The organism is Flavobacterium johnsoniae UW101, from assembly GCF_000016645.1.
GTDB classification, from domain to species: Bacteria; Bacteroidota; Bacteroidia; order Flavobacteriales; family Flavobacteriaceae; genus Flavobacterium; species Flavobacterium johnsoniae.
In genome coordinates this window covers 5,690,370-5,715,267 of record NC_009441.1, presented here as the reverse complement: position 1 = coordinate 5,715,267, position 24,898 = coordinate 5,690,370, and the positions used below count along the sequence as shown (strand labels likewise).

Genomic DNA, 24,898 nt, shown 5'->3' with positions numbered 1-24,898 from the left:
TTAGTATCCATATTACCTGTATTAAAAAAGGCTGTTCAATTGAACAGCCTTTTTCGTTTGGTTATATTATTTTGATTTAATTATGATCATAGATTTTAGCGTAAAGATCTTTGTAGATTTCTTTAATGATTTTACGTTTCAATTTTAGAGTAGGAGTAAGCTGTCCGCCATCGATAGACCATACATCTGGTGTTAATTCAAAGCGTTTTACTTGTTCCCAGTGTCCGAATTTTTTGTTGATGCTTTCTACTTCTTCATCGATACGTTTAATAACATCTGGATTTGAACTAATTTCGGCATCAGAACTTCCCAAAGTAATTTTATGGATTTTTGCCCATTCTTTTACAAATTCAAAGTTTGGCTGAATAAAAGCTCCAGGCATTTTTTCACCTTCGCCAATAACCATAATCTGCTCAATAAAACGAGATTGTTTCATGGCATTTTCGATCATCTGCGGCGCAATATATTTACCTCCTGAAGTTTTAAACATTTCTTTTTTACGGTCGGTAATTTTTAAGAAACCTTCACTGTCAATTTCTCCAATATCGCCTGTATGGAAATACCCGTCAATAACAGCTTCTGCAGTTTTTTCAGGATCTTTATAATAACCCAGCATTACGTTTGGACCTTTTAATAAAATTTCTCCGTCTTCGGCAATTTTAACTTCAACATTGCGGATTGGTTTTCCAACGGTTCCAATTTTAAATCCTCTGTTTCTTTGATCGTTAACGGCAATTACGGGAGAAGTTTCTGTTAAACCATATCCTTCCATAACCGGGATTTCTGCAGCAGCAAAAACTCTTGATAAGCGCGGCTGTAAAGCGGCACTTCCGGAAACCATCAAGTCTAATTTTCCTCCTAAACCTTCTTTCCATTTACTGAAAATAAGTTTGCGGGCGATTTTCAATTGAAATTCATACCAAAAGCCATTTGCTCCGTATGGTTCATATTTTAAGCCTAAATCAATAGCCCAGAAAAAAAGTTTTTTCTTGATACCTGTTAATTCAGTCCCTTTTGCGTAAATTTTATCGTAAACTTTTTCTAAAAGTCGTGGTACAGCTGTAATTACAGTTGGACGAACTTCTTTTAAGTTATCGCTGATTTTATCAATAGATTCTCCAAAATAAACCGAAACTCCATAATATTGATAAATGTATAAAATCATTCTTTCAAAAATATGGCAGATTGGCAGAAAGCTCAAAGCAGTGCTTTTTCCCGGATCAAATGGAATTCTTGGAGCACTGTCCAGAACATTTGAAACGATATTTTTATGAGAAAGCATAACGCCCTTAGGTCTTCCTGTAGTTCCGGAAGTATAAATAATTGTAGCTAAATCATCTGTGTGGATGCTGTCTTTTCTGGCCTCAACTTCGCTTTGATTGCTTTCGTCTTCGCCGGCCAAAAGAAGATCTGACCAGTGTTTGCATCCAGGAATTTCATTAAAAGAATAAACTTCTTTCAAAGTAGGCACATTGGCTTTAATTGCATTTACTTTTTGTAAAACTTCGTCATCAGAAACAAAGCAATAAATACTGCCGCTGTGATTTAAAATATATTCGTAATCTTCCTCTGCAATTGTTGGATAAATTGGAACATTTTGCGCACCAGTCTGCAAAATACCAATATCCATTATATTCCATTCGGTACGGTTATTAGAACTTATTAAAGCAATTTTATCATCTTTTTGAACGCCCATGCGCAATAATGCTCTCGAAACGGCATTAGCTTTTGCAATATATTCCTCGGTGGATGTTTTTTCCCAGACTCCGTTTTTTTTGTTTGCCAGAGCAACTGGGAGGTTGTAAGTTTCTTGTTGATAATAGGGAAAATCAAAAAGGCGTGTGATTGAAACCATGTTTAATATATTGAATTTTACTGCAAATTAAATAAAATTTAGGTATGATTTTTTATTTTATGGAATTTTATGGGAAAATTTATAGAGACTATTAAAAATCAACGAAAACGTTTTCTTTTTTCTCGTAAAATTTCAAAAAAATCAAGAAAAATTTAATTTGAAGCCGTTTTTAAAAGCCTACTGTACGTTGTAATCTTCGTAAGCTTTTACTCTTTCACCCATTAAAAACATTTTTTTCTTGGCAAAATGAATAGAGAATTGAGAATAGTACCATTCATTGCTGTCGTTTGGTCTGTACCAAAAAGTATAAGATTTGCTGTTAAAACCTTCTTTAAAAATAGCAACACCTTCTTCAGAGCATTCAATTCCCCAATTGATTTTTTTCTTGCTTAAATCATCTGCCTGGATAAAACCGGTGCCATCTGGATTTAAAACCGTAACAGGTTCTTTCATTCCAATAGGGGCATAAGTTCCCTGAACCGGAAAACCAATTGTAGTAGTAATATATCGTTCTTTAGAATTATGGGTAATTTGGTTTACTTCAACTTGCGAATATGATTTTACAGCAATAAAAAATAAGGCAGCAAGGAATACATGTACAGATTTCATTCTATGTAGGTTTAAGTGTTTTTGGCGTTTACAGAAAAATCAGCGGCAGATTTTTCGAGGCTAATATAGTTTAAATTTTAATAGAAAGACGAATCTGAAATATTAAGAATGCTGTTTTTTTAAGTTTTAGTTTTTTGAGATTATTTATTCTGTAGAAAACTGATTTTCTAACAGCTTTTCTTTAAAATCAGATCTGAAGGTATAAGCAAAAGTAAGCATAAGAGCACGGGTATCAGATTTAGAAGTTCTGTTGTTTCTAAATAGCAGAGTATTGTTTTTATAACCGCTTTCTAAAGTGTTGAACATATCGGTTACAACAAGACCTAATCTGGCATTGCTTTTTCCTAATTTCTGCTGGAATCCCATGTCTACATTATAAATTGGAATTCTTTTTCCCTGAGCAGTTGCCACAGCAGAATTATAGTTGCCTATTACCTGAAGTTTACCGCCTTTCCAAGGCGTAAAATTATTAATGATTTTTCCGTACCAGCTAAAAGCACTGCTCACAACATCTTCTGATTGCGGTAAATTACCGGCATTAATATTTTGCTGAAAAGCCGTTAAACTAATATTTCCATCGTAGAAAGAAATTGGCTTAAAGCTGAAAATAGTTTCAAGTCCGTACGTAACTGTATTTCCAATGTTTTGTGGCTGCAATAAAATCACTCCGTTATCTTGAAGAACACCGTATTGTCTAATCGTATTATTGGCATTTCTGTAAAAAGCATTTCCGGAAAGAGAATATTTGTCCCAGTCTTTATTGTAGCTTAATTCTACAATATATATAATTTCAGGCTTTAAATATGGATTTCCTCCATGCGGATTCAAAGCGTCTGTAATATCAATAAAAGGATTTAAATCATCTAAATCCGGACGATTAATACGTTTACTGTAACCAAATTTTAAAAATTCATCAGATTTTAAATTCAATTGTACAGATCCGGAAGGGAAAATTTTTAAATAATCATTGCTAAAATGATCACTATTGTTTTGTGTTGCCCCATTGTTAGAAACATTTTCTGCACGAAGTCCTAAATTGTATTTCCATTTTTGATTTTCCTTAGAACCTGAATACGAATTCCAAAGTACATAAACGGCATTTATCTGCTCATTAAAATCAAAAATATTACTCACCATCGGATTTACCACATACTCACCATTTATAAGGTCTGCACTTTGAAAATCTGAATTAAAAAGTCTAAAAGTTCCTTTATATCCGGTTTCAATTATAGATTTTTCTGAAATAGTAAAAGCATAGTTTACAATTGCATTCGAAATATTTTCTTTTTCATAATTATGTGTTCGCTGCCAAAAAGTATCGCCAATTGGTGCATAATTTTTATCATAATTATCTGTGTCGATATCGGTATTTTCTCTGTGGAAATTGTATGAGGTGGTAATACTTGCAGTTAAACTTTTTCTGTCATCAGAAAACTTTCGATCGTAATTAAAAGCAAATTCTGCAGCTTTAGAACGTTCTAATTCCAGGGAATGACGTTTATTACTAGAGTAAAACTGATTAGAACTATTGAGAATATCTGTTTTTAAGGTTTCATCATTATCCTGACTTTCCATGTTTCCAAGTGCTTCAAAAGAAATAGTATTTCTGTCATTTGGTGAAAAATCAACGTTCAGTTTTAAATTCTGCAGACCTTCAGTTCTTTCATCACTTCTGCTCTGATTAATAAAATGTTCATCATCAATGAAGTAATTCGTTCTTTCACCTTTAATACTCTTGGTTCTTCCGGCAAAACGATTATCATACGCAAGACCAATATTCCATTTATCGGTTTTATTGTTTAAAAGTACAGAGCTGTTCATTCTTCCTTTTGCTCCAAATCCGCCGCCCAGAACAGCCGCACCGTTTAATCCGTTTAAGTTGTTTTTCTTTAATTTAATATTGATGATTCCACTTTCGGCATTGGCATCATATTTTGCTGTTGGACTTGTAATGATTTCGATACTTTCGATACTGCTTGCCGGAATCTGATTCATATTTGTAACAGCAGAATTTTTTCCATTAATTAAAATTAAAGGTGTTTTTCCTCTAAGTGAAATAGCATCGTCTGCATCAACAGCAACAGTTGGGATATTTTTGAGCATATCAATTGCAGTGCCGCCGGTTTGTGATATATTAGAAACGGCATTAAAAACAAAACCTTCGTTTGTTTTTTGAATCTGCTTTTTCTGAGAATTTACAACTACCGTATTAAGAAGATTGGCATCTTCCTGCAAAACAATATTTCCAAGCGAAATAGGAGTTCCTGTATATTTTATTTTCTGACTATTTGATTTGAAACCAATTAAACGAAATTTTAAAATATATTCTGCTGAGTTGATATTTTCAAGAACAAATTTTCCTGACGAATCTGTAACAGCATACGCTGCTGTTTTTGTAGTATCTGTAAGAGGTTTTAAAACTACATCGACAAATTCAAGAGGAGTTTTACCGTCTGAAATAGTTCCGGTAACAGAATTTGTTTTTTGACTAAATGAGTATTGGCTTATAGCAAATAAGAGAATTGCGGCGATTAAATTTTGTTTCCATTTTTCCATGCAGCAAAGTTATCTATCATGTTAAATGAAGCCTCAAAAACTGCCTTAAGATATCATTAAGCTATTCTTATATGTCAATTAGAGTATAATTAATGAAGAAAAAAAACAGGCTTTTTCCCCTTTCAAAAACAGTAGTTTACCTTATGAAACCAAATTTGGCTTATTCTAATTTTACCTCAATCAAATGCGGAAGCCGAAAAGCAAAAGAGTAGGCGCAAATCAAATCATGAAATTATGGAAACTGCTTTATTTTTAGCAATGGGCTGGTGCGGAACCAAATACCCAGGCTGGTGGAGACGTTTTTGGAAAAACCCGCCGCCACCTCCGGATCCGGAACCTTGGTGGACTGTTGCCTTAATTGGAATTGGACTTGTAGCAGGAGCTGCAGGCGGATTATTCTTTAGCAATGCCATCACAGAAAATCAATTTTTTGCAGGCCAAAATGCAGTTGCTTCAGGGCTGTTTGCATTTGGAGCTTCAAATGTTATAACAGGTATTGCTTCTTCTTTTAGAAATTAGAAAAAATGCTTCGACTTAGGGATAGCGTCGGGGCATTTTTTTTAGAATGAAATATTTTGTCGGCTATAAATTACACGAATTTTTACGAGCTGTTTTTTTATTGCCACAGATTAAAATGATTTCTTTTTTATTCAGAAAAAATCTGTGCTAATCTGTGTAATCTGCGGCTAAAAAAAAACGCCCGATAGTTTCGGGCGCTTTAGTAAAAATATATTTTTAGTTTTTCTCAATCCATTTTCTGGCGTTAACAAAAGCTTCATGCCAAGGAGAAACCTCGTCATTTCTGTCTTTTGGATAATGCGCCCAGTTCCATTGGAAAGTAGAACGCTCAATATGAGGCATCATAACCAAATGTCTTCCTGTTTTATCACACATCATTGCCGTGTTGTAGTCAGAACCATTTGGGTTTGCAGGATAACCTTCGTAAGCATATTTAGAAACAATGTTGTATTGGTCTTCTGCATAAGGCAATTTGAATTTACCTTCTCCGTGAGAAACCCAAACTCCTAAAGTACTTCCAGCCAATGTCGATAACATAACAGAGTTATTTTCCTGAACTTTTACTGATGTAAAGATACTTTCGTGTTTCTGGCTTTCGTTATGAAGCATTTTTCCGTGAACTTCATGTTCTGGGTTAATTACTTCTAATTCCATAAACAACTGGCATCCGTTACAGATTCCAACTGATAAAGTATCTTCTCTTTTAAAGAAATTATCTAAAGCTGTTTTTGCTTTTTCGTTGTATAAGAAAGCTCCGGCCCAGCCTTTAGCAGAACCTAAAACATCTGAGTTAGAGAATCCTCCAACTGCTCCGATAAACTGAATATCTTCAAGCGTTTCACGACCCGAAATTAAATCGGTCATGTGGACGTCTTTTACATCAAAACCTGCCAAGTACATTGCATTTGCCATTTCACGCTCAGAATTACTTCCTTTTTCACGAATAATAGCCGCTTTTGGTCTTGGTTTAGAATTGTCGATTTCTGGTTTCTTTCCTGTAAAATGTGCAGGGAAAGTATAGTTTAAAACCTGATTTTTATAGTTTTCAAAACGTGCCTGAGCTCTTCCGTTTTTAGATTGTTTTTGATCTAATAAATAAGAAGTTTCGAACCAAACATCTCTGTAAGCTTTTATGTCTAAAGTCCAAGGTCCAAGGTCTAAAGTCTCGGTAGTTGTCGCTTTTCCTAATTTGAAAAATTCGATGTTGTTTGCGTTTAATTTAGCTTCAACAGCTGCATCAGATTTAGCCTGGAATACAATTCCGATATTTTCAGCGAATAGGATTTTTAATAAATCTTTTTCTGCGAAAGCACTGAAATCAATTTTAGCTCCAAGATTTATATCAGCAAAACACAATTCTAATAAAGTAGTAATTAAACCACCGCTTCCAATATCGTGACCTGCTAAAATTTGGTTTTCACCAATTAATTCCTGAATGGTATTAAATGCATTTTTAAAGAAAGCCGAATCTTTAATGGTAGACGTTTCGTTTCCGATTGTGTTTCTGATTTGTGCAAAAGATGAACCTCCAAGTTTGAAATCATCCTGAGACAAATTGATATAGTAAATTGAATCTCCGTTTTTCTGTAAAACTGGTTCAACTACTTTTCTAATATCTGTACAGTTTCCGGCAGCTGAAATAATAACAGTTCCCGGTGCAATTACTTCATCGTTTGGATATTTTTGTTTCATTGAAAGAGAATCTTTTCCTGTTGGAATATTGATTCCTAATTCAATTGCGAAATCTGAACAACCTTGTACTGCATCGTATAAACGAGCATCTTCACCTTCGTTTTTACAAGCCCACATCCAGTTTGCAGATAATGAAACTCCTTTTAAACCATTGATGATTGGCGCCCAAACTAAGTTTGATAACGATTCTGCAATAGCATTTCTAGATCCTGCAACCGGATCAATTAAAGCTGCGATAGGAGCGTGACCAATAGAAGTTGCAATACCTTCTTTGCCTAAATAATCCAGAGCCATAACTCCAACGTTATTCAAAGGCAATTGTAACGGACCTGCATTTTGCTGTTTAGCAACTTTTCCTCCAACACAACGGTCAACTTTGTTTGTCAACCAGTCTTTTGAAGCAACCGCTTCTAAACGTAAAACGTCTTTTAAATATGATTCGAAATCTCCTGCGTTGTATCCAACATCAGCATATTTTCTGTCAACCGTTTTGTCTGTCATAACCGTTTTTGGAGAACTTCCGAAGAAATCTTCTAAAGCATAATCCATCGGTTTTGAACCATTTGACTGTGATTGGAAAGTAAAACGGTGATCTCCCGTTACATCTCCAACCTGATACATTGGCGAACGCTCTCTGTCGGCAATTCTTTGCAGCGTATCAATATCTTTTTGACCAATAACCAATCCCATTCTTTCCTGAGATTCGTTACCAATGATTTCTTTTGCAGAAAGAGTAGGATCTCCAACTGGTAATTTGTCTAAATCGATTAAACCTCCAGTTTCTTCAACCAATTCTGAAAGACAGTTTAAGTGTCCTCCAGCTCCGTGATCGTGAATAGAAACAATTGGGTTATTGTCGCTTTCTACCAAACCGCGAATCGCGTTAGCAGCACGTTTTTGCATTTCAGGGTTTGAACGCTGAATGGCATTTAATTCGATTCCTGAACCGAAAGCTCCTGTATCTGCAGAAGAAACTGCAGCACCACCCATTCCAATTCTATAGTTTTCACCTCCAAGAATTACGATTTTATCGCCTTCTTGTGGTTTCTTTTTGATTGATTGATCTAGTTTTCCGTATCCAATTCCACCTGCCTGCATGATTACTTTATCGTAACCAATTTTACGGTCGTTTTCTGAATGTTCGAAAGTTAAAACTGAACCTGTAATAAGCGGTTGTCCAAATTTATTTCCAAAATCAGAAGCTCCGTTTGAAGCTTTGATCAAAATATCCATTGGAGTTTGGTACAACCATTTTCTTTCTTCAACTGCATTTTCCCATTTTCTGTCATCGTTCAAACGAGAATAAGATGTCATATAAACTGCAGTTCCTGCTAATGGCAGTGAACCTTGACCACCTGCAAGACGGTCACGAATTTCTCCTCCAGAACCTGTTGCAGCTCCGTTGAAAGGTTCAACTGTTGTTGGGAAATTGTGTGTTTCGGCTTTTAATGAGATTACCGAATCAAATTCTTTTATTTCGTAAAAATCAGGTTTATCTGCCGATTTTGGTGCAAATTGCTGCACTTTTGGTCCTTTTACAAAAGCAACGTTGTCTTTGTAAGCAGAAACAATATCGTTAGGGTTTTCCTGAGATGTTTTTTTGATTAATTTAAAAAGAGAAGTCTCTTTTTCTTCACCGTCAATAACAAAAGTTCCGTTGAAGATTTTGTGACGACAGTGTTCTGAGTTTGCCTGAGAGAAGGCGAAAATTTCAGAATCAGTTAATTTTCTTCCTAGTTTAGCAGCAAGATTGTTTAAGTATTCAACTTCTTCTTCGCTTAAAGCTAAACCTTCAACTTTGTTGTAAGCAGCAATATCATCAATTTCCAGAATTGGTTCCGGCTGAATGTTAATCGTGAAGATTTCCTGATCTAATTCGTTGAATTTTTGAGAAAGCATTGGGTCAAAATCATTGAAATCTTCCGTTGCCGGATGAAATTCTTCAATTCTGATAATGCCCGGAACACCCATATTTTGAGTGATTTCTACAGCATTTGTGCTCCACGGTGTGATCATAGTGGCACGGGGACCAACAAAAAAACCCGTCAGTGCGGATTTTTCGATCTTATTTGCGTCGGCAAAAAGCCAGTTTAATTTTGAAATGTCTTGAGCTGAAATTTCGTTTTGCGTTTGTACGGCAAAAACAGTTTTGCTTTGGTTTTCAAAGAAATGGATCATTGTGATGTGTAGTTTGTTGTATTGAGCTGCAAATTTAATGTAAATAAATAGCAAGCGCAAATTTGATAACAAACTCTTTTGAAAAAAATGAAATTGCTCTGAAATGCGATTGAATTTTAAGGATTTTGTATTTAATCCCGCAAAGGCGCTAAGACGCAAAGTTTTTTTGTTTCACGCAGATGCAGCAGATTGAGCAGATTTAATGTAATAGAGTTATCAATAAATCTGTGTCAATATATTTATTAAGATTTCTTAATCTGCCATATCTGCCGAATCTGCGTGAAAAAAATTAATTGATTATGATCTTTTTAATAGTAGTTTTTGAATCCTTTTCGATTTTAACAATATAAATTCCGCTTGGAAGATAACTTACAGAGATTATAGAATCTGAAGCATTTTGTTTTTCAAAAACTTTTTGCCCTGTAAAAGAGAATATTTCTAAGCTGTAAGGAAAATTAAAATTGTTTAAACCAATATTAAAATTTCCATCTGAAGGATTAGGGAAAATCACAATCTCATCTGAAGTTTCAACAACTTCTTCTTCGATTGGTCTGGCCATTTTGCTTCCTAAATTATTGCAGGTATCTTGTGAAAACGAATCCCATTGGGCACTTAAGTTAAAAGTTGTGCTTGGAGAAGTTACAGTCGATTTTCTTCTTAAAGTTACATCTGCTGCAAAATTTGCAGTTCCGCCGTTAAAAGTTCCTATGATGTCAATTAAAACTCCGTTTTTAAATAAACCTACAGCATCGTTTCCATTGAAAGTTAATTCTGTTGCTGTTGTCGAAATATTGGCAGAACTAGTGGGGAAACAGCTTGATGACATTGAACTGTTTACTATTACAAATTTACTTCCTGTTGCTAATGTTCCTGTTAAAGCCAATCCTGTACTCCACGAACCAGCTCCGTTTGTTTGTTTTTTAATGGTGTAAGCAGACAAACTAACAGAACTTCCGGTATTGTTTGCAATTTCAAGGGCTTTGTTATTTCCTGAACCTTCAATGTATTCAGAGAAAAGCAGGTCTGTTGCAGTTCCAGTTCCGCTGCTGTTGGTTGTAACCGAAATAGTATTGCTTGACGCAGAAGCATTTCCGGCTGCATCTTTTGCTTTTACATAAATAGAATAAGCTGTAGAAGCTGTTAAACCTGTAATGGTTGCTGTTGTGCCCGAAACAGTTGTTTTGTAAGCACTGTTTGCATAAACATCATAACCTGTAACGGCTACATTATCTGTAGAAGCGTTCCACGAAAGTGAAATTGAAACCGCTGTTTTTGAAGTTGAGGCTAAACTCGTTGGAGCAGTAGGAGCCTGTGTATCTGTAGAAGATGTTCCGCCCCAGATTTGGTTTACATATTCCGGATGATCGATAAACGGATTTCTGTTGTTTTGACGAGCATAAATAGCATTATTTCTGGCAATTTCTCTGGCACTTACAGGATCTTGTGCGTGCCACGCCAAAAGCATATTTAAGAAAGCAGTTGTAAAAACCTGATTGCTTGAACCATTAAACATAGCATAAGAATATCCGGCAACTGTGTTTTCGTAACGTGTTGCAAAATAAAAATACATTCGGGCAATATCGCCTTTAAAAGCATTGATGGGCTCAAAAACGGTTCCTGAATATCCGGATACGCTGCTTGAGCCTAGTTTACTTCCATTTTGAGAAGTATAAGTTGCGGAGTTTACAGTTCCGTGCGGATAATTAGAACGCATTCCGTTTACTTTTCCGTCGGTTGGTGTAATAAAATGTGCATCGGCAACCATTGGTGACTGTTCGTTAAAAACCGACTGAGGAATTATATGTTCTCTATTGTAGCAATCGCCTTCGGCAGAATAATTGCCGCATCTTTGAGTTGTTCCGGTTGTATAATTGTAAGGGTCTGTTCCGGATGGATTTTCAGAATACATATCCAGAATAGTTCCGTCGTTTTCGTAAAAATTATCAACGTCAGATGTTAAATAAGTTGTATATAATCCTGCATAACCATTATTGGTGTGGTCTTTAATAATATTATACAATTGTGTTTTTAAAGTATAACCTGTTCCGGTTGCAGTATTGTAATAACCAGAAGGAATTTGAGAAAAACCAATAATAGAAAACAGTAATACCAGCAAAAAGTAGTTTTTTTTCATAGTCAATAGTTTAAGATTTGGTTGTTTTAGATGTTTTTAAAAATCTGAATATTAGAATTTTAAAAATGTATTGTAGCAAATCTACTACTTTTATGAATACACCGCGTTAAGCAATGTTTAATTTTTGATATATTTTCTTACTGTTTAATTTGTAGAATAGTTATAAGAATTATTTACAATCCTAAATTTTTAAACTTGTTATTTCATTTATAGATAAACCTCTAAATTTATATTTTTTGACAGCCTCTTTGATTATTTGAGCAGTTTCTATTCCAAGAATAATATTTGGGTATATTTCTTTTCCACTTCCGAAACCTACACTGGTTGAAAATATTCCTTCTTCAATTATTTTTCCCGTTTTATAAAAAAAATCTGGTTCAGGAACTACCTGATCATTATATTGGTTGCATTTGTCACAAAATCTTCCTCGTTTCCATGCAGAAAATTCTAAAATTTCCAAAGGTTTCATTAAAAAAAGTGAACTGTCTTTGTTCAGTGAAAGAAAATCGACATTAAAGTTTAACTCTTCTATAAAATCTTTGAATTTCAAAGAAGAAATTAATCTACGATCATATGTTGCGCTATAGTCTGCTTTATTTCTTATTTTAAAATCAGTTGGCAAATAAGAAAAATCTATACAGCATTCACATTCATTACAAAATATAGATTTGGGAGCATTTTCGAAAAAATACTCATGATTATCAATGCAGTTTAGGCCATAAGCGATTATTATTTTTTCTTGCATTTTGTTTTTGTATTTAAAGTTATTAATAACACTTATATAAAACAATAAATTTAAAGAAAAAACCTGCAAAAAAAAGCTTTTTTTGCAAACTAAAGCAGTATTGTTTTTTATTTTCTTACGATGTTTTTTATAAACATAAATCCCGCAGAGACACGATTTTTAAAAATCAGAGCCTTTGCGGGAAGTATAGTAAGGAGAAAATAACTTATCTAGTTGATAATTATTTTTTTGCTGCTTGTTTTTGAACCTTGCGTAATGCGTACAATATAAATTCCTTTTTGAATATTATTCACATTTATAGACGAATTAAGACTGTTCTTTTGTGAAAAAACTCTTTGTCCTAAAATTGATATTATTTCAATATTTGAAGTTTCATTTGAATCTTTCAACTGAATTGTAAAATGACCATTTGATGGATTTGGATAGATTGAAAATATGGCAGAGTCAAAATTTCCAGTTCCTAAATTGGCTAAAGTATGACTTCCTAATCCGCTGCAAGTATCTTTAGGATACACATCCCATTCTGCAGCTTTATCAAAAATAGTGTTTGGTGAAGAAACCGTTGGTTTTCTTCTTAAAGTTTCGTCAATAGAAAAATTAGCAGTATTGCCTAAAGTACCAATTATATCAATCAAAACATCATTTTTAAATAATCCTACAGGATCATTTCCGTTAAACTGAAGTTCAGTTGCACCGCTTGATAAATTAGCACTTGCCGGAGCAAAACAAGCTGCAGCTGCCTGACTGTATGCAATTACATACGATGCCCCATGAGCTAATGTTCCCGTTAATGCAAGTCCGGAAGTTGATGTCCACGGACCGGCGCCATTAACCTGCTTTTTGATAGCATATTTAGTTAAATCGACTGTGTTTCCTGTAAAATTTGAAATTTCTAAGTATTTATTGTTTCCAGAACCTTCAACATATTCGGTGAAGAAAATTTCATTCGTAACAGTACCGCCGCCTCCGGATGATGCTTCAGTTGTAGTTCCATTTACAGAGGTGCTTTGAGTAGAAGAATTGTTGGATGCGTCTTTTGCAATTACATAAAAAGAATAGGTTGTCGAAGGTGTTAATCCTGATATTGTTGCAGTAGTACTCGTTGTATTTTGTTTAAAAACATTGTCTACGTAAATCGCATAAGCTGCAATTCCTGAATTATCTGTCGAAGCCGACCAGCTTAAACTTATTGAGTTTGAAGTGCTTTGTGTAACCGTTAAGTTTTGAGGTGTAGTTGGAGGTGTAGTATCGTCTGATTCAGTTGTCCAGATTTGATTTACATATTCCGGATGATCAATAAATGGATTTCTGTTGTTCTGACGTGCATAAATAGCATTGTTTCGCTCTATTTCTCTCGGACTTACAGGATCTTGTGTATGCCAGGCTAGAAGAATATTTAAGAAAGCTGCTGTAAAAACTTTGTTTGAAGTTCCGTTAAACATTGGATATGAATATCCGGCAATTGTATTTTCATATCGTGTTGCAAAATAAAAATACATTCGGGCAATATCGCCCTTAAATTCATCAATTGGTTCAAAAACAGTTCCTGAATATCCCGCAGTAGCATTTGCACCTAATTTGCTTCCGTTTAAAGAGGTATAAGTTGGATTATTTACAACGCCATGAGGGTAATTCGAGCGCATTCCGTTAACCTTTCCATCTGTTGGGGTAATAAAATGAGCATCGGCCACCATTGGTGATTTTTCGTCAAATACAGATTGTGGAATGATGTGTTCTCTGTTATAACAATCACCTTCTTTAACATAATTACCACATCTTTGAGTAGTGGCAATGCTGTAGCTGTAAGGATCTGTTCCTGTTGGATTTTCAGAATACATGTCTAAAACCGTACCGTCATTTTCATAAAAATGATCAAGGTCTGATGTGGCATACGTTACATAAAGTCCGCCATATCCATTATCGGTGTGATCTTTAATAATATTGTACAATTGCGTTTTTAATGCATAGCCGGTTCCTGTTGCCGTATCATAATATCCAGTAGGGATTTGTGAAAAAGCAGATGTAAAAACCAGTAAAAAAAGAAAAAAGTAGTTTTTTTTCATAAATAAGCAGGTTGAAATTGTGACTTGAAGTCTTAAAATAAATAGGTTTAATTCTTAGGACAAGATTACAGTTTTAAAGAAAAAAACATGTTAACTGATGATTATGTTTATGTTTTAAACATAAAATGCAGACTATGAAAACAAAGTCTGTGCTGACAATTTCAAAATACGTATTTAAACTTTTAATTTTATTTAGAAGGGAAGTCTTTACTCTGGTATGCACCCAAATCCGGAGGTGAAGTTCTTGTGATTCCTAAAATATCTAATGGAATTATATAAGCCTGATTTCCTTTCGCGAAAGCGGCAGAAGTTTTATCAATATTCAATTGGTTTTTAGAAACATTATAATATTTCGGATTTTCATTTAGAATAATATTGTTATAATGCTCTGTATCGGTTTTAAATTGATAATCAGCATTTGTTGTAGTGCCGAATCTTAGCAGACAGTTGTTGAGCTGATATACAAATGCAGTATTTGCACTTTTCTCTAAATTAAATTCATTCGTGCTTGAACCATAAATAATACAATTATTAAAAGCTGCATTTGTAAGCGGATTGGTTTCTGGAACTGCTCCAGATAAACGATTACTTAAGTTAACGGCAAAATGAGAACTATTTGACCAATTGTTATTAAAAGTACAATGCGTAAAAGTATAATTACCGCCATAAACACAAGATAAACTGGCAATTCCGGCATAATTTATAACGATATTTTCGCCGTTAATCTGTGTGTTTTGAGCTAAAATTCCGTATTCGACACAATTGTAAATCTGTGTATTTTTAATTTCAACGGTATTAACAGGATTTTTAAAATCTAACCCAATAACGGCATTTTTTAAAGTTAAATGATTGATTGAATGATTTGTGCTTCCGTTAGAAAAAATAACAGAATTCCATTGTCCGGGAATAGCAGAATAAAGAGATTCTAAACGATCGCCTTCAAAAATAACTTCGTTTTCGAGTTTTTCGGTTGTTGAAGTTTTTCCGTTTATTTCCAGAGAGGCTTTATCACTGACATATAAACCTGAATTAGCATGAAAATGAACTCGCGCTCCAGCTTCAAAAGTTACGGTTTTATTTTCCGGCACTCCGGCATATCCATAAATTACATACGGTTTTTGATTGGTAAAAATCAATTCGTTTCCGTTTTCCGGATCATTTTCGTTAAGATAAAATCCGTCAACATCTTTTCCTTCAATCTGGATTTTTTCCTTTGTCCCGTCGGCATTTTGTTTTGGAAATAAAAAAACGGCGTCCTGAATTAAAGTTACCAAAGCAACTTCCTGAAGATTTGCGCCGCTGTCAAACTGAATTTCATCAGTATATAAAAAATCAGTTGGATTAGCGTCAGTAATATCAGCAGTAGTTTCTATAAAAATGTACAAACTGTCTTTTGCTAAAAGCGTTACATCTTTAAAAATTTTTCCGTTGTTGCCGCTCATTCCGTCAACTGTCATTCGGTATTTAGAACTTAACCCTTTTTTAAGTTGTATAATCGGAATCGAAATATCGTCTTTACTTCGGTTATACACTTTTAATTGATAGGTGCTTGAACCGATATTTTTAAAAACGGTATCTAAATAAACGGTATCTCTCGAAAACTTTAAATCTCCAGAACTGGCAACAGTATCAAAATCAGTTCTGCAAGAACTGAAAACTAAAATTAAACCCAGAACCAAGATTGTAAAGTATTGACGCATTTGAATTTGTTTGTTTTTTGTTACAGATTAATAGGATTGAAATGATTTTTTTCGCCGCGAACTCTACAAATTATATTGAAATAAAATTCGCGAAAATCCCTGTAATTAACTGTTGTATTTTTAAAATCCTTTAAATCTGTGTAATCTGTGGCAAAAAAATCAGCCAAAGATTGATTTTGATTGTTTTTGTAAAAATAGCAAAAAACTGACAAGTTTATAAATGATTTTTAATTTTAGAATCTGATTTTTCGATTTGTGTCTTATCTTTCTTTAATTTTACGATTTTAAAGTTTATTTTAATGAATTATACAAAAGAGCAGATTTTAGCGCGCTGTAATGAGTTTTCTAAAAACACATTAATGGAAACGCTGAAAATTGAATATATCGACGCAGGCGAAGATTTTTTAACTGCAAAAATGCCTGTAAATCCAAGTGTTCACCAGCCAATGGGATTACTGCACGGAGGCGCTTCTGTTGCTTTGGCAGAAAGTGTGGGCAGTGCGGCTTCTTTCTTCTTTATCAATCCAAAAGAACAGGAAGTAAGAGGAATCGAAATCTCGGCAAATCATTTAAAAAGTATTCGCGAAGGTTATGTTTTTGGTACAGCCAGAATTATCCATAAAGGAAGAAGCCTTCATCTTTGGGAAATCAAAATTACAGATGAAGAAGGAAATCTGGTTTCGCTTTGTAAACTGACGAATATGGTTTTAGACAGAAAGAAAAGTGAATAAATTATGAATCCATTTTTCTTAAAATTTAAAAATCATAAAGAACAAAATTTACCTTTTGTACTTTATTCAAAACCCAATTCTGGAAATCTTATTGGTTTTTTACAGCAAAATGATACTTTACATCAAGTTGCAGATTATACAGAGAAAGGATTTGTTTTTGCTTCTTTTGATGAAAAACAGCTTGTTTTAATTCCGGAGAACGAATCGGAAATTATTACTTCACAAAAAGAAATCACTGCATTTGAATCTTTTGAAACAGATGATTTAAATTTAGATGCTGCAGCTAAAACGCAATACGAAAGTTTAGTTGCAAAAGGCGTTGAGGCTATTAAAAATGAAGAGTTTAAAAAAGTAGTTTTATCAAGAAGCGAAAAAGTCAATTTAGCTGAATTTGATTTTATTGAAACCTTTCAGCATTTGATTCAAATTTATCCTGCTACTTTCTGTTATTGCTTTTTTCATCCAAAAGTTGGATTTTGGATGGGAGCAACGCCTGAAAAACTTTTAAAAGCAAACGGAAATGTTTTTGAAACCATGGCTTTGGCCGGAACACAAAAAGATAATTCTGAAACTGAAATAGTCTGGCAGCAAAAAGAAAAAGACGAACAGCAGTTTGTAACTGATTTTATTGTAAAAAGACTGAGAGAATTTACGGCTTCGGTTGTAGTTTCTGAACCGTACAGTTTAAAAGCAGGTTCTATCTGGCATATTAAAACGGATATTTCGGGAGTTTTAAAGGAGAATTCAACTTTAGAAGAAGTTATTGATACGCTTCATCCAACTCCTGCTGTGTGCGGACTTCCAAAGAAAAAAGCAAAAGCATTTATTATCGAAAACGAGAATTACGATAGAACTTTTTATACCGGATTTCTGGGTGAATTAAACAGCAGTTTTACTGGAAATACTGTTAGTTCTGATTTATTCGTAAATTTACGAAGCATGCAGATTCTGGATAAAACAGCCATTTTATACATGGGATGCGGCATAACTAAAGAAAGTATTCCCGAAAAAGAATGGGAGGAAAGCGTCAATAAATCGATGACGATGAAAAGAGTATTGAGAGTTATGAGTTAGAAGTTATGAATTATGAGTTTACAGTCGCAGTCGCAGTTTGCAGATACTGAGACTAAAAACTGAGACTGAAAACTGAGACTGCGACTCAACCTGAAACAAAACAAACAAAAAACAAAAATGAAATTAGACATATTAGCCTTTGGCGCACATCCGGATGATGTAGAATTAGGTTGCGCCGGAACAATTTTAAAAGAAGTTTCCCTTGGGAAAAAAGTAGGTATTGTAGATTTAACCCGCGGCGAACTAGGAACTCGAGGTACAGCAGAAATTAGAGACGAGGAAGCAAAAGATGCCGCAAAGATTCTGGGAGTTCTTGTGCGCGAAAATCTGGCAATGCGTGATGGATTTTTCGTTAATGATGAAAAACATCAATTAGAGGTTATAAAAATGATTCGAAAATACAAACCTGAAATTGTATTATGCAACGCAATTGATGATCGTCATATTGATCATGGTAAAGGAAGCAGATTAGTTTCTGATGCTTGTTTCCTGTCTGGTTTAATGAAAATCGAAACTTCAATCGACGGAGAGAACCAGGAAGCCTGGAGACCAAAAGTTGTATACCACTATATTCAGTGGAAAAATATTACTCCAGACTTTGTAGTTGATATTACTGGTTTTGAAGAAAAGAAAATTGAAGCGGTTATGGCATATAAAACCCAATTTTACGATCCGAATTCAAAAGAGCCTTCAACGCCAATTACAAGTAAAAACTTTTTTGAGAGTTTAAATTATCGTGCGCAGGACTTAGGAAGACTGGTTGGTAAAGATTTTGCAGAAGGATTTACAGTTGAAAGGTGTTTGGCAGTCAACAGCTTAGAAAATTTATTGTAATTTTTTCATTTTTTTCTTTGTAGAACTCAACCTTTGTTATATATTTGCACTCGCTAAGCAAAAAAATGGTGGTTGTAGCTCAGCTGGTTAGAGTAGCGGTTTGTGGTGCCGCGGGTCGCCGGTTCGAACCCGGTCAGCCACCCAGATTTAAAGCCTTGAAGAAATTCAAGGCTTTTTTTGTGCGTTTAATTTTTTGAACCATTGTCCTGTCGTTAAGAGGAAATAAAAAAAGCATGACGGTTAAATCATGCTTTTCGCGGTTATTATAATTTGGTTTATGTATTATCAGATTTCCTCAAAAGTAGTTCCTTGTTTAATATCTCCAGTTTTGAAGCCTTTTTTAAACCAGTACATTCTTTGTTCAGATGTTCCGTGAGTAAAAGAGTCGGGAACAATTTGTCCCTGCATTTTACTTTGTATAGCATCATCACCAACAGCATTTGCTGCACTTAATGCTTCTTCGATATCACCTTCATCTAAATTTTTCTCATTATAATGTGCCCAGACTCCGGCATAAAAATCGGCTTGTAATTCTAAAGCAACCGAAAGTTTATTCGCTGCAGCCTGACTTTTTCCTTGCTGATCTCTGTGCATTTTGGCAGATGTTCCTAAAAGTGTCTGCACATGATGACCAATTTCGTGTGCGATTACATAGGCAATTGCAAAATCGCCTCCTTTTGCACCAAATTTTGTTTTAAGTTCTTCAAAGAAACCTAAGTCCATATATACTTTTTGATCTGCGGGGCAATAAAATGGTCCGGATGCTGATGAAGCACCACCACAAGAAGTTTGAACAGAGCCTCTAAAAAGCACTAATTTTGGGTTTTTATAGGTCATTCCATGTTCTGCAAATATTTTTCCCCAAATGTCTTCATTATCGGCCAGAACAACTTTTACAAATTGTCCCATTTCTTCATCTTCTTTGCTCAATGGAGCAGCAGCTTCAGTTTGTGTTTGTCCGCCTTGCATCTGCTCCAAAATTGGTGCTATCTGCTGGCCGGTTTCGCCTCCAAAAACATTTAGTAATAAAATGATAATTCCAATAATACCACCTCCAACAGCAACTTTTCCGCCAGAAATCGATCTTCGGTCTTCTACGTTATCACTTTGTCTTCTGCCTTGCCATTTCATAGTATATTCTTTTTAAGCTTTTTATGTTTTTTATTGTACGAATTTATGTAATTTTTAGGAAAAACTTATAATTAAACGAGAATTTAGTTTGAATTATTTCAGCCATTTTTCCAAAGTTTCTTCTACAGTACCTTTCATGATAGGTTTAGAAATATAATCGTCCATTCCGGCTGATATGCATTTGTTTCGTTCTTCTTTTTCGGCACCTGCTGTCACTGCGATTATGGGGATATTTTTGCCGCTTATGGTATTTCTAATAGCCTTTGTGGTTTCGTAACCGTTCATAATTGGCATTTGTATATCCATAAAAACTAGATTTGGATTAATGCTTTCAAATTGTTTTACAGCCTCGTAACCGTTTTCACATTCAAATATAAAAGCATTTTGATATAGATTTTTTACAATTGTTTTTAAAAGCAGCATATTAACCTTATTGTCTTCGACAATCAAAAAGCGTATGCTTTTACTGCTGGCTTCGTTTTTATCTAAATCAGATTTTAAGCTGATGCCTTTAAGTTCGCTGTTGTATTTTTCGTTAATGCTTTGATTGCTGGTTTTTAAATTTAAATCGAAGAAAAAGTTACTTCCTTCGCCAATTGTACTTTCCAGCTGTAATCGGCTTTCCATTAATGCTAAAAGCTGGTTGGATATAGTTAAACCTAAACCGGTTCCTCCAAATTTTCTCGTTGTAGAGCTGTCTGCCTGCGAAAAAGCTTTAAAAATTTTCTTTTGGTTTTTTTCCATGATACCAATTCCGGTATCAATTACAGAAAAACGGATGGTGCAAAAGTTGTTTTTTGTTTTTGATAAAACCGAAACATTCAGTTTTATAGAACCTTCGTTGGTAAATTTTACTGCGTTTGATAGCAGGTTTATCAAAATTTGTTTAATCCTGACAATATCTGTCCAAATGTATTTTGGAACATCATGATCTACATTGAGTTCTAATTGCAGACTTTTTTGATTGGATTCAAAAACAATTAAATCAAATACCTGACCGAGTACTTTTTTAATATCATATAAATCGATAAAAAGCTCCAGTTTTCCAGCTTCGATTTTAGAGAAATCCAAAATATCATTGATAATTTCAAGCAGCGAATGTGCCGATTGATTAATTGTTGTCATGTATTTTTCCTGAATTTCTTCAAGTTCAGTTTTCATCAATAAATGCGTAAAACCTATAATACCATTGAGCGGTGTTCTAATTTCATGCGACATATTAGCCAGAAAATCAGATTTAGATTTGTTTGCGGCTTCTGCTAATTGTTTGGCTTTAATAGCATCTTCGGTTTCTTTTTTATTGGTAATATCAAAATAAATCCCGCCCACAAACTCAATTTCGTCGCCTTTTTTAATTACGTCTCCAAATTCTTCAACCCAGATATATTCACCGGTTTTTCGTTTAATTCGGTAAATATTATGCAGAGGCATTCCGTTTTGAAGATTATCAATTTGATTATTAATAACTTCATCGCGGTCATCATGATGTATGAGTGATAAAAATGATAGATTATTTTCTATAAATTCAACTTTAGAATAGCCTGTAAGATTTTGGATTTCATCATTTAAAAAGATTTTGGTAGAAAAAGCATCAAATTTTGACAAATAGACTGTTCCCGGAATATTGTTGGCGATTAACTTGAATTTTTCTTCGCTTTCAATAATTTTAGATTCGTTTCTGTTTCTTTCTAATGCAGATGAAATATTATTGGCTAAAACCTGAAAAATGTAAATTTCTTCTTCCAGCCATTTTCTTTCTTCAGAACAATCATCAAAACCAATAAATCCGGTAAATATATCGTTTATATAAAGCGGAAGTATTAAAATAGATTTGATCTCATTGTTGATTAATAATTGTTTAAAAAACGAATCTTCGAGTTTTCGGGTAAAAGTGTTTACAATTCGTTTGTTTTTTGCCGCTTCAAAGATCTCTTTTAAATTGTCTTCGGTCATATGGCGCAAAGGCGTTATCTGATGCGTTATGCCTTGTCTGGACCATTTGTATTTTTGAGTTACGGTATTGGTAGAAAAATCTCTTTCATAATAAAACATATGATCTGCTTTTGAAGCTTTTCCAATTATATCATATGTTTCCTGAAACATCTGTTGTGTCGATTTGCTTAGTAAAAACTTTTCTGTACAAAGAGAAAGTGCGGAGAGGAGCTGACTTTTAAATTCTAATCGTCGTTCTGTTTCTAAACGCATCTGCATCGAAATGGCGAGTGAAATCACATCAGAAATCGTTCGGGCATAGTTAATATCTTCGTTATCCCAATCTCTTTGTTCTTCTGTGCTTTCGAAACAAACCACGCCGGCTAATTGTCCGCTTAAGAAAACCGGAACATCCAGCATCGATTTGATATGATTTTTTGTGAAGTAAAGCTTTTGAAATTCAGAAGTTTCTAATTTGTTAAAAACATCAGGCGCATTTATTATCGCTTTGTTTTTTAAGGTTTCAAAATAGATAGGATATGATTCTTCGTCTAAGATGTTTTTATCTGTTACGTTTTGGTTGTCAATGCTGTATAAGTTTTTACAGCTGATTAAATCTTTATTGTATTTCCAAAAACTAACTCTGTTGGATTTACTTACTGTCGAAGCTTCTTTTATGATATAATCGATAACGGTGTTTAAATTATCGTAAGTGCTAAAATCTGTGGTCGATAATTTTTTGGTAGAATTGTTATAAGCTTCAATCTTTTCAAGACGCCTTTTTTTCTCGTTTTCGGCATTTTTTATTTCGGTAATATCCCTTGCAATACCTGCAAAACCAATTGTTTGTCCTAAATCATTTTTGCGGATGATGATTTTTTGCGAAATCCAGAGTTCGAGCCCGTTCTTCTTTACAATAGGAAGTTCAATAATAGGAAATTTATAACCGTTGTTTTCAAAGTTTTCATAAAAATCGACCGCACTCATCGAATAATTTTCATGAATAAAATTGGAGTAATGTTTTCCAACTATTTCATTTTCTGAATAACCTAAAACAGAATAAGCAAATTCATTTATAAAGGTAAAATGTCCATCGGCGTCGACTTCAAAAATAATATCTGTTGCCGTTTGAATTAAGTTTTTGTATTGGTCCTGAACAAGAATTTGTTCTGTAACATCCTGGCCTATACTAATAATGAGGTCGTCAGAAAATTTTTTGTCTTTCCATTGAATGTATTTATACTCTCCGTTTTTGCTTTTTAATTTTCGGGTATAAATCTTGTTTTCATGATGATGAATGGGGTGGATATTCGCATTGTATTTATCACCTTTTGTAAGTTTCCAGAAATTTAATCCCATGACTTCTTCCGGATAATATCCCAGGATTGGCTTTACGGTTTCACTGCAAAATAAAATTTCTCCCTTTTGATCTGTGGCAATTGTTAATGAATTTCCTTTATGTACAATTTCATTTGCAAATCTAAAATTGTCCCTATTGTTTAATAATACAGCATATTTAACTTGGTTGATGATGAAAATTAATATGCAGAAATTAATTAATAAGATAGATGATTTTATTGGAATTAGATGAAAGGTTACCGTTAAAATCAGGAATGTAAATACGAGTGCTACGAAAAACCAATAAACTTTTATAGGCTTTAAGATGTTATAAGAAAAGAAAAAGGAGATTAAAAAAACTATTATGGGAACTACATCATTGGAGAGAAAAACAATATTGTAGCCTACATAACTAATGTAAATAAAAAAGCAAATAATAAAAATGCGCTGAATTCTGTCGCGGAGCCATTTTATTTTATCGGTTATGAGATAACATAAAAGTACCGAAATACCAATTGAAACATTTATCGTTAACAGACTCTTTGGCCTGATTTTAAATATTTCGTTTATAATTTCGATTACAATAACAGCAATTCCAAAAAATAAAATATAAAGCTGGTATTCTCTGGCAACCGTTTCGGCTTCTTTCTTTTTCTCAATGAAATTACCAATTTTTGCCTTTATCCGAAAGAATTGGTAAACTAATAAAGATAAAAATCCCAGTAATGAGAAACCCAGAACGATGAGTTTAGGATTGTTGTAAAAAATAATATCTGAGCGGAAAACGTACCAGTTTGTCATAATTGATTTTAAGGTATTGCCAAAACCGGCAATACCTGAAACCAAGAAATTGAAAAAACTATAGTTTTCTACCATAGATTTTGGGGATGTTTTTGGTTTAGTAAATTATATTTTAAAAACTCTGAATAAGAGTTGGTTAAGCTCTTGTTTTGTTTCAGAATTTTTTGGTTTTATTCTAAATCCGATCTTCCAATCGAGTCAATAGAATCCTGCTGTTCTTCTTCATTAAAAATTGAAAAGTAAGCAGAATAGGTTACTGACGAATTAAAAACTACCGTAAAGATTACTCCAATACAGCAGCCCACAAGTCCTACTAATGATCCAAGAAATCCAACTATAAAAAGAAGGAAAATGGTAACTGGATTTTTACTTACCAAAACTAAACTTGATTTTATAGCATCGACAGCATTTAAATTTCCAAAAATGATCAGCGGAATTGTAAAGTATGTGAAAAAATTAATAAATAATGAAACTCCAGTTCCTAAATAGCCTATGCCTAAACTTTCTGTAAAATAAGAAATTCCGTTAGTAACAATTCCAATAATGAAAGCAACCGAAAACAATTGAAGAAAATATGGCGAACTGTAATAAGTAAATATTGTTGAAACATTAAAAGTTTCATCTTTATCTGCACAATCAGCCATTTTTAAAAAACCAGCACCTAGCGGCGCAAATAAGGCCGTGACTGCTGCAATTGAAGCAGCAGTAATAATTTGCTGTACATAACTTAGATTTTCAATTTTAAAATTTTCTATAAAATTTTCAGACAAACTCTGTACGCCGTAAAAAGCTACAGCTAATCCCATAATTACAGCACCAGCCACTACCGAAAACACAAGAATTATAAGTCCGGAGTATAAGGCAATTTTTTTGTAATTCTCAACAGCGTAATTAAATACAGTAGAAAAGTCTATTGAATAGCCATCTTTTTTGATGTCTTCAATCTGGTCAAGTGTAGATTTCATTTGAAAGGTAAAGTTGTTTTATATTTTCCGTTTTATGATAA

15 protein-coding genes and 1 tRNA gene are annotated in these 24,898 nt (G+C 33.9%); 5 read left to right on the top strand and 11 right to left on the bottom strand.

Annotation, left to right across the window (positions count from 1 at the left end; translation table 11 throughout):
* Positions 1-76 precede the first annotated feature (76 nt).
* The 3 genes from FJOH_RS24420 to FJOH_RS24410 all read right to left on the bottom strand — a co-directional run bounded on the left by FJOH_RS24420 (position 77) and on the right by FJOH_RS24410 (position 5,020).
* The gene (locus FJOH_RS24420) at positions 77-1,855 is read right to left on the bottom strand and encodes an AMP-dependent synthetase/ligase (RefSeq protein ID WP_012026693.1); all 1,779 of its coding nucleotides are present in this window, start codon (positions 1,853-1,855) and stop codon (positions 77-79) included.
* A 177-nt stretch (positions 1,856-2,032) separates the two neighbouring features.
* Positions 2,033-2,464, bottom strand: a complete 432-nt coding sequence (locus FJOH_RS24415) for a hypothetical protein (protein WP_012026692.1) — start codon at positions 2,462-2,464, stop codon at positions 2,033-2,035.
* 144 nt (positions 2,465-2,608) lie between these two features.
* Positions 2,609-5,020 carry a TonB-dependent receptor domain-containing protein gene (locus FJOH_RS24410; protein ID WP_012026691.1) on the bottom strand — a complete coding sequence of 804 codons (2,412 nt, stop codon included), beginning with the start codon at positions 5,018-5,020 and terminating at the stop codon, positions 2,609-2,611.
* A 234-nt stretch (positions 5,021-5,254) separates the two neighbouring features.
* On the opposite strand from FJOH_RS24410, the gene FJOH_RS24405 reads away from it, so the two are divergent.
* Complete coding sequence (locus tag FJOH_RS24405) at positions 5,255-5,539, top strand: hypothetical protein (RefSeq protein ID WP_012026690.1); 285 nt, start codon at positions 5,255-5,257, stop codon at positions 5,537-5,539.
* Between the two features lie 216 nt (positions 5,540-5,755).
* Here FJOH_RS24405 and purL read toward each other — a convergent pair whose 3' ends face one another.
* The 5 genes from purL to FJOH_RS24380 all read right to left on the bottom strand — a co-directional run bounded on the left by purL (position 5,756) and on the right by FJOH_RS24380 (position 16,051).
* A complete protein-coding gene (gene purL, locus FJOH_RS24400) occupies positions 5,756-9,409 on the bottom strand; it encodes a phosphoribosylformylglycinamidine synthase (protein ID WP_012026689.1) in 3,654 nt (1,217 codons plus the stop codon).
* Between the two features lie 289 nt (positions 9,410-9,698).
* Entirely contained in the window at positions 9,699-11,543 is a 1,845-nt protein-coding gene (locus FJOH_RS24395; RefSeq protein WP_012026688.1) for an endonuclease, read from the bottom strand.
* A gap of 181 nt (positions 11,544-11,724) precedes the next feature.
* A complete protein-coding gene (locus FJOH_RS24390) occupies positions 11,725-12,288 on the bottom strand; it encodes a hypothetical protein (protein ID WP_012026687.1) in 564 nt (187 codons plus the stop codon).
* A gap of 209 nt (positions 12,289-12,497) precedes the next feature.
* On the bottom strand, positions 12,498-14,351 hold the full coding sequence (locus FJOH_RS24385) for an endonuclease (RefSeq protein WP_012026686.1): 1,854 nt from the start codon (positions 14,349-14,351) through the stop codon (positions 12,498-12,500).
* Positions 14,352-14,539: 188 nt separating this feature from the next.
* Positions 14,540-16,051, bottom strand: a complete 1,512-nt coding sequence (locus tag FJOH_RS24380; RefSeq protein WP_012026685.1) for a hypothetical protein — start codon at positions 16,049-16,051, stop codon at positions 14,540-14,542.
* A 299-nt stretch (positions 16,052-16,350) separates the two neighbouring features.
* Between FJOH_RS24380 and FJOH_RS24370 the strand changes: the two genes are divergently transcribed.
* The 4 genes from FJOH_RS24370 (at position 16,351) to FJOH_RS24355 (ending at position 18,832) form a co-directional block, all read left to right on the top strand.
* On the top strand, positions 16,351-16,782 hold the full coding sequence (locus FJOH_RS24370) for a PaaI family thioesterase (protein ID WP_012026684.1): 432 nt from the start codon (positions 16,351-16,353) through the stop codon (positions 16,780-16,782).
* Between the two features lie 3 nt (positions 16,783-16,785).
* Entirely contained in the window at positions 16,786-17,856 is a 1,071-nt protein-coding gene (locus tag FJOH_RS24365; RefSeq protein WP_012026683.1) for a chorismate-binding protein, read from the top strand.
* A gap of 117 nt (positions 17,857-17,973) precedes the next feature.
* Positions 17,974-18,690, top strand: a complete 717-nt coding sequence (gene bshB1 / locus FJOH_RS24360) for a bacillithiol biosynthesis deacetylase BshB1 (RefSeq protein ID WP_012026682.1) — start codon at positions 17,974-17,976, stop codon at positions 18,688-18,690.
* A gap of 68 nt (positions 18,691-18,758) precedes the next feature.
* A tRNA-His gene (locus FJOH_RS24355) sits at positions 18,759-18,832 on the top strand.
* Positions 18,833-18,975: 143 nt separating this feature from the next.
* Here FJOH_RS24355 and ypfJ read toward each other — a convergent pair.
* The 3 genes from ypfJ to FJOH_RS24340 all read right to left on the bottom strand — a co-directional run bounded on the left by ypfJ (position 18,976) and on the right by FJOH_RS24340 (position 24,857).
* Complete coding sequence (ypfJ, locus tag FJOH_RS24350) at positions 18,976-19,821, bottom strand: KPN_02809 family neutral zinc metallopeptidase (RefSeq protein WP_012026681.1); 846 nt, start codon at positions 19,819-19,821, stop codon at positions 18,976-18,978.
* Between the two features lie 93 nt (positions 19,822-19,914).
* On the bottom strand, positions 19,915-23,967 hold the full coding sequence (locus FJOH_RS24345) for a PAS domain S-box protein (protein ID WP_012026680.1): 4,053 nt from the start codon (positions 23,965-23,967) through the stop codon (positions 19,915-19,917).
* A 95-nt stretch (positions 23,968-24,062) separates the two neighbouring features.
* Positions 24,063-24,857 (bottom strand): DUF2189 domain-containing protein, encoded by a 795-nt coding sequence (locus FJOH_RS24340; RefSeq protein WP_012026679.1) that lies wholly within the window; start codon positions 24,855-24,857, stop codon positions 24,063-24,065.
* Positions 24,858-24,898 lie beyond the last annotated feature (41 nt).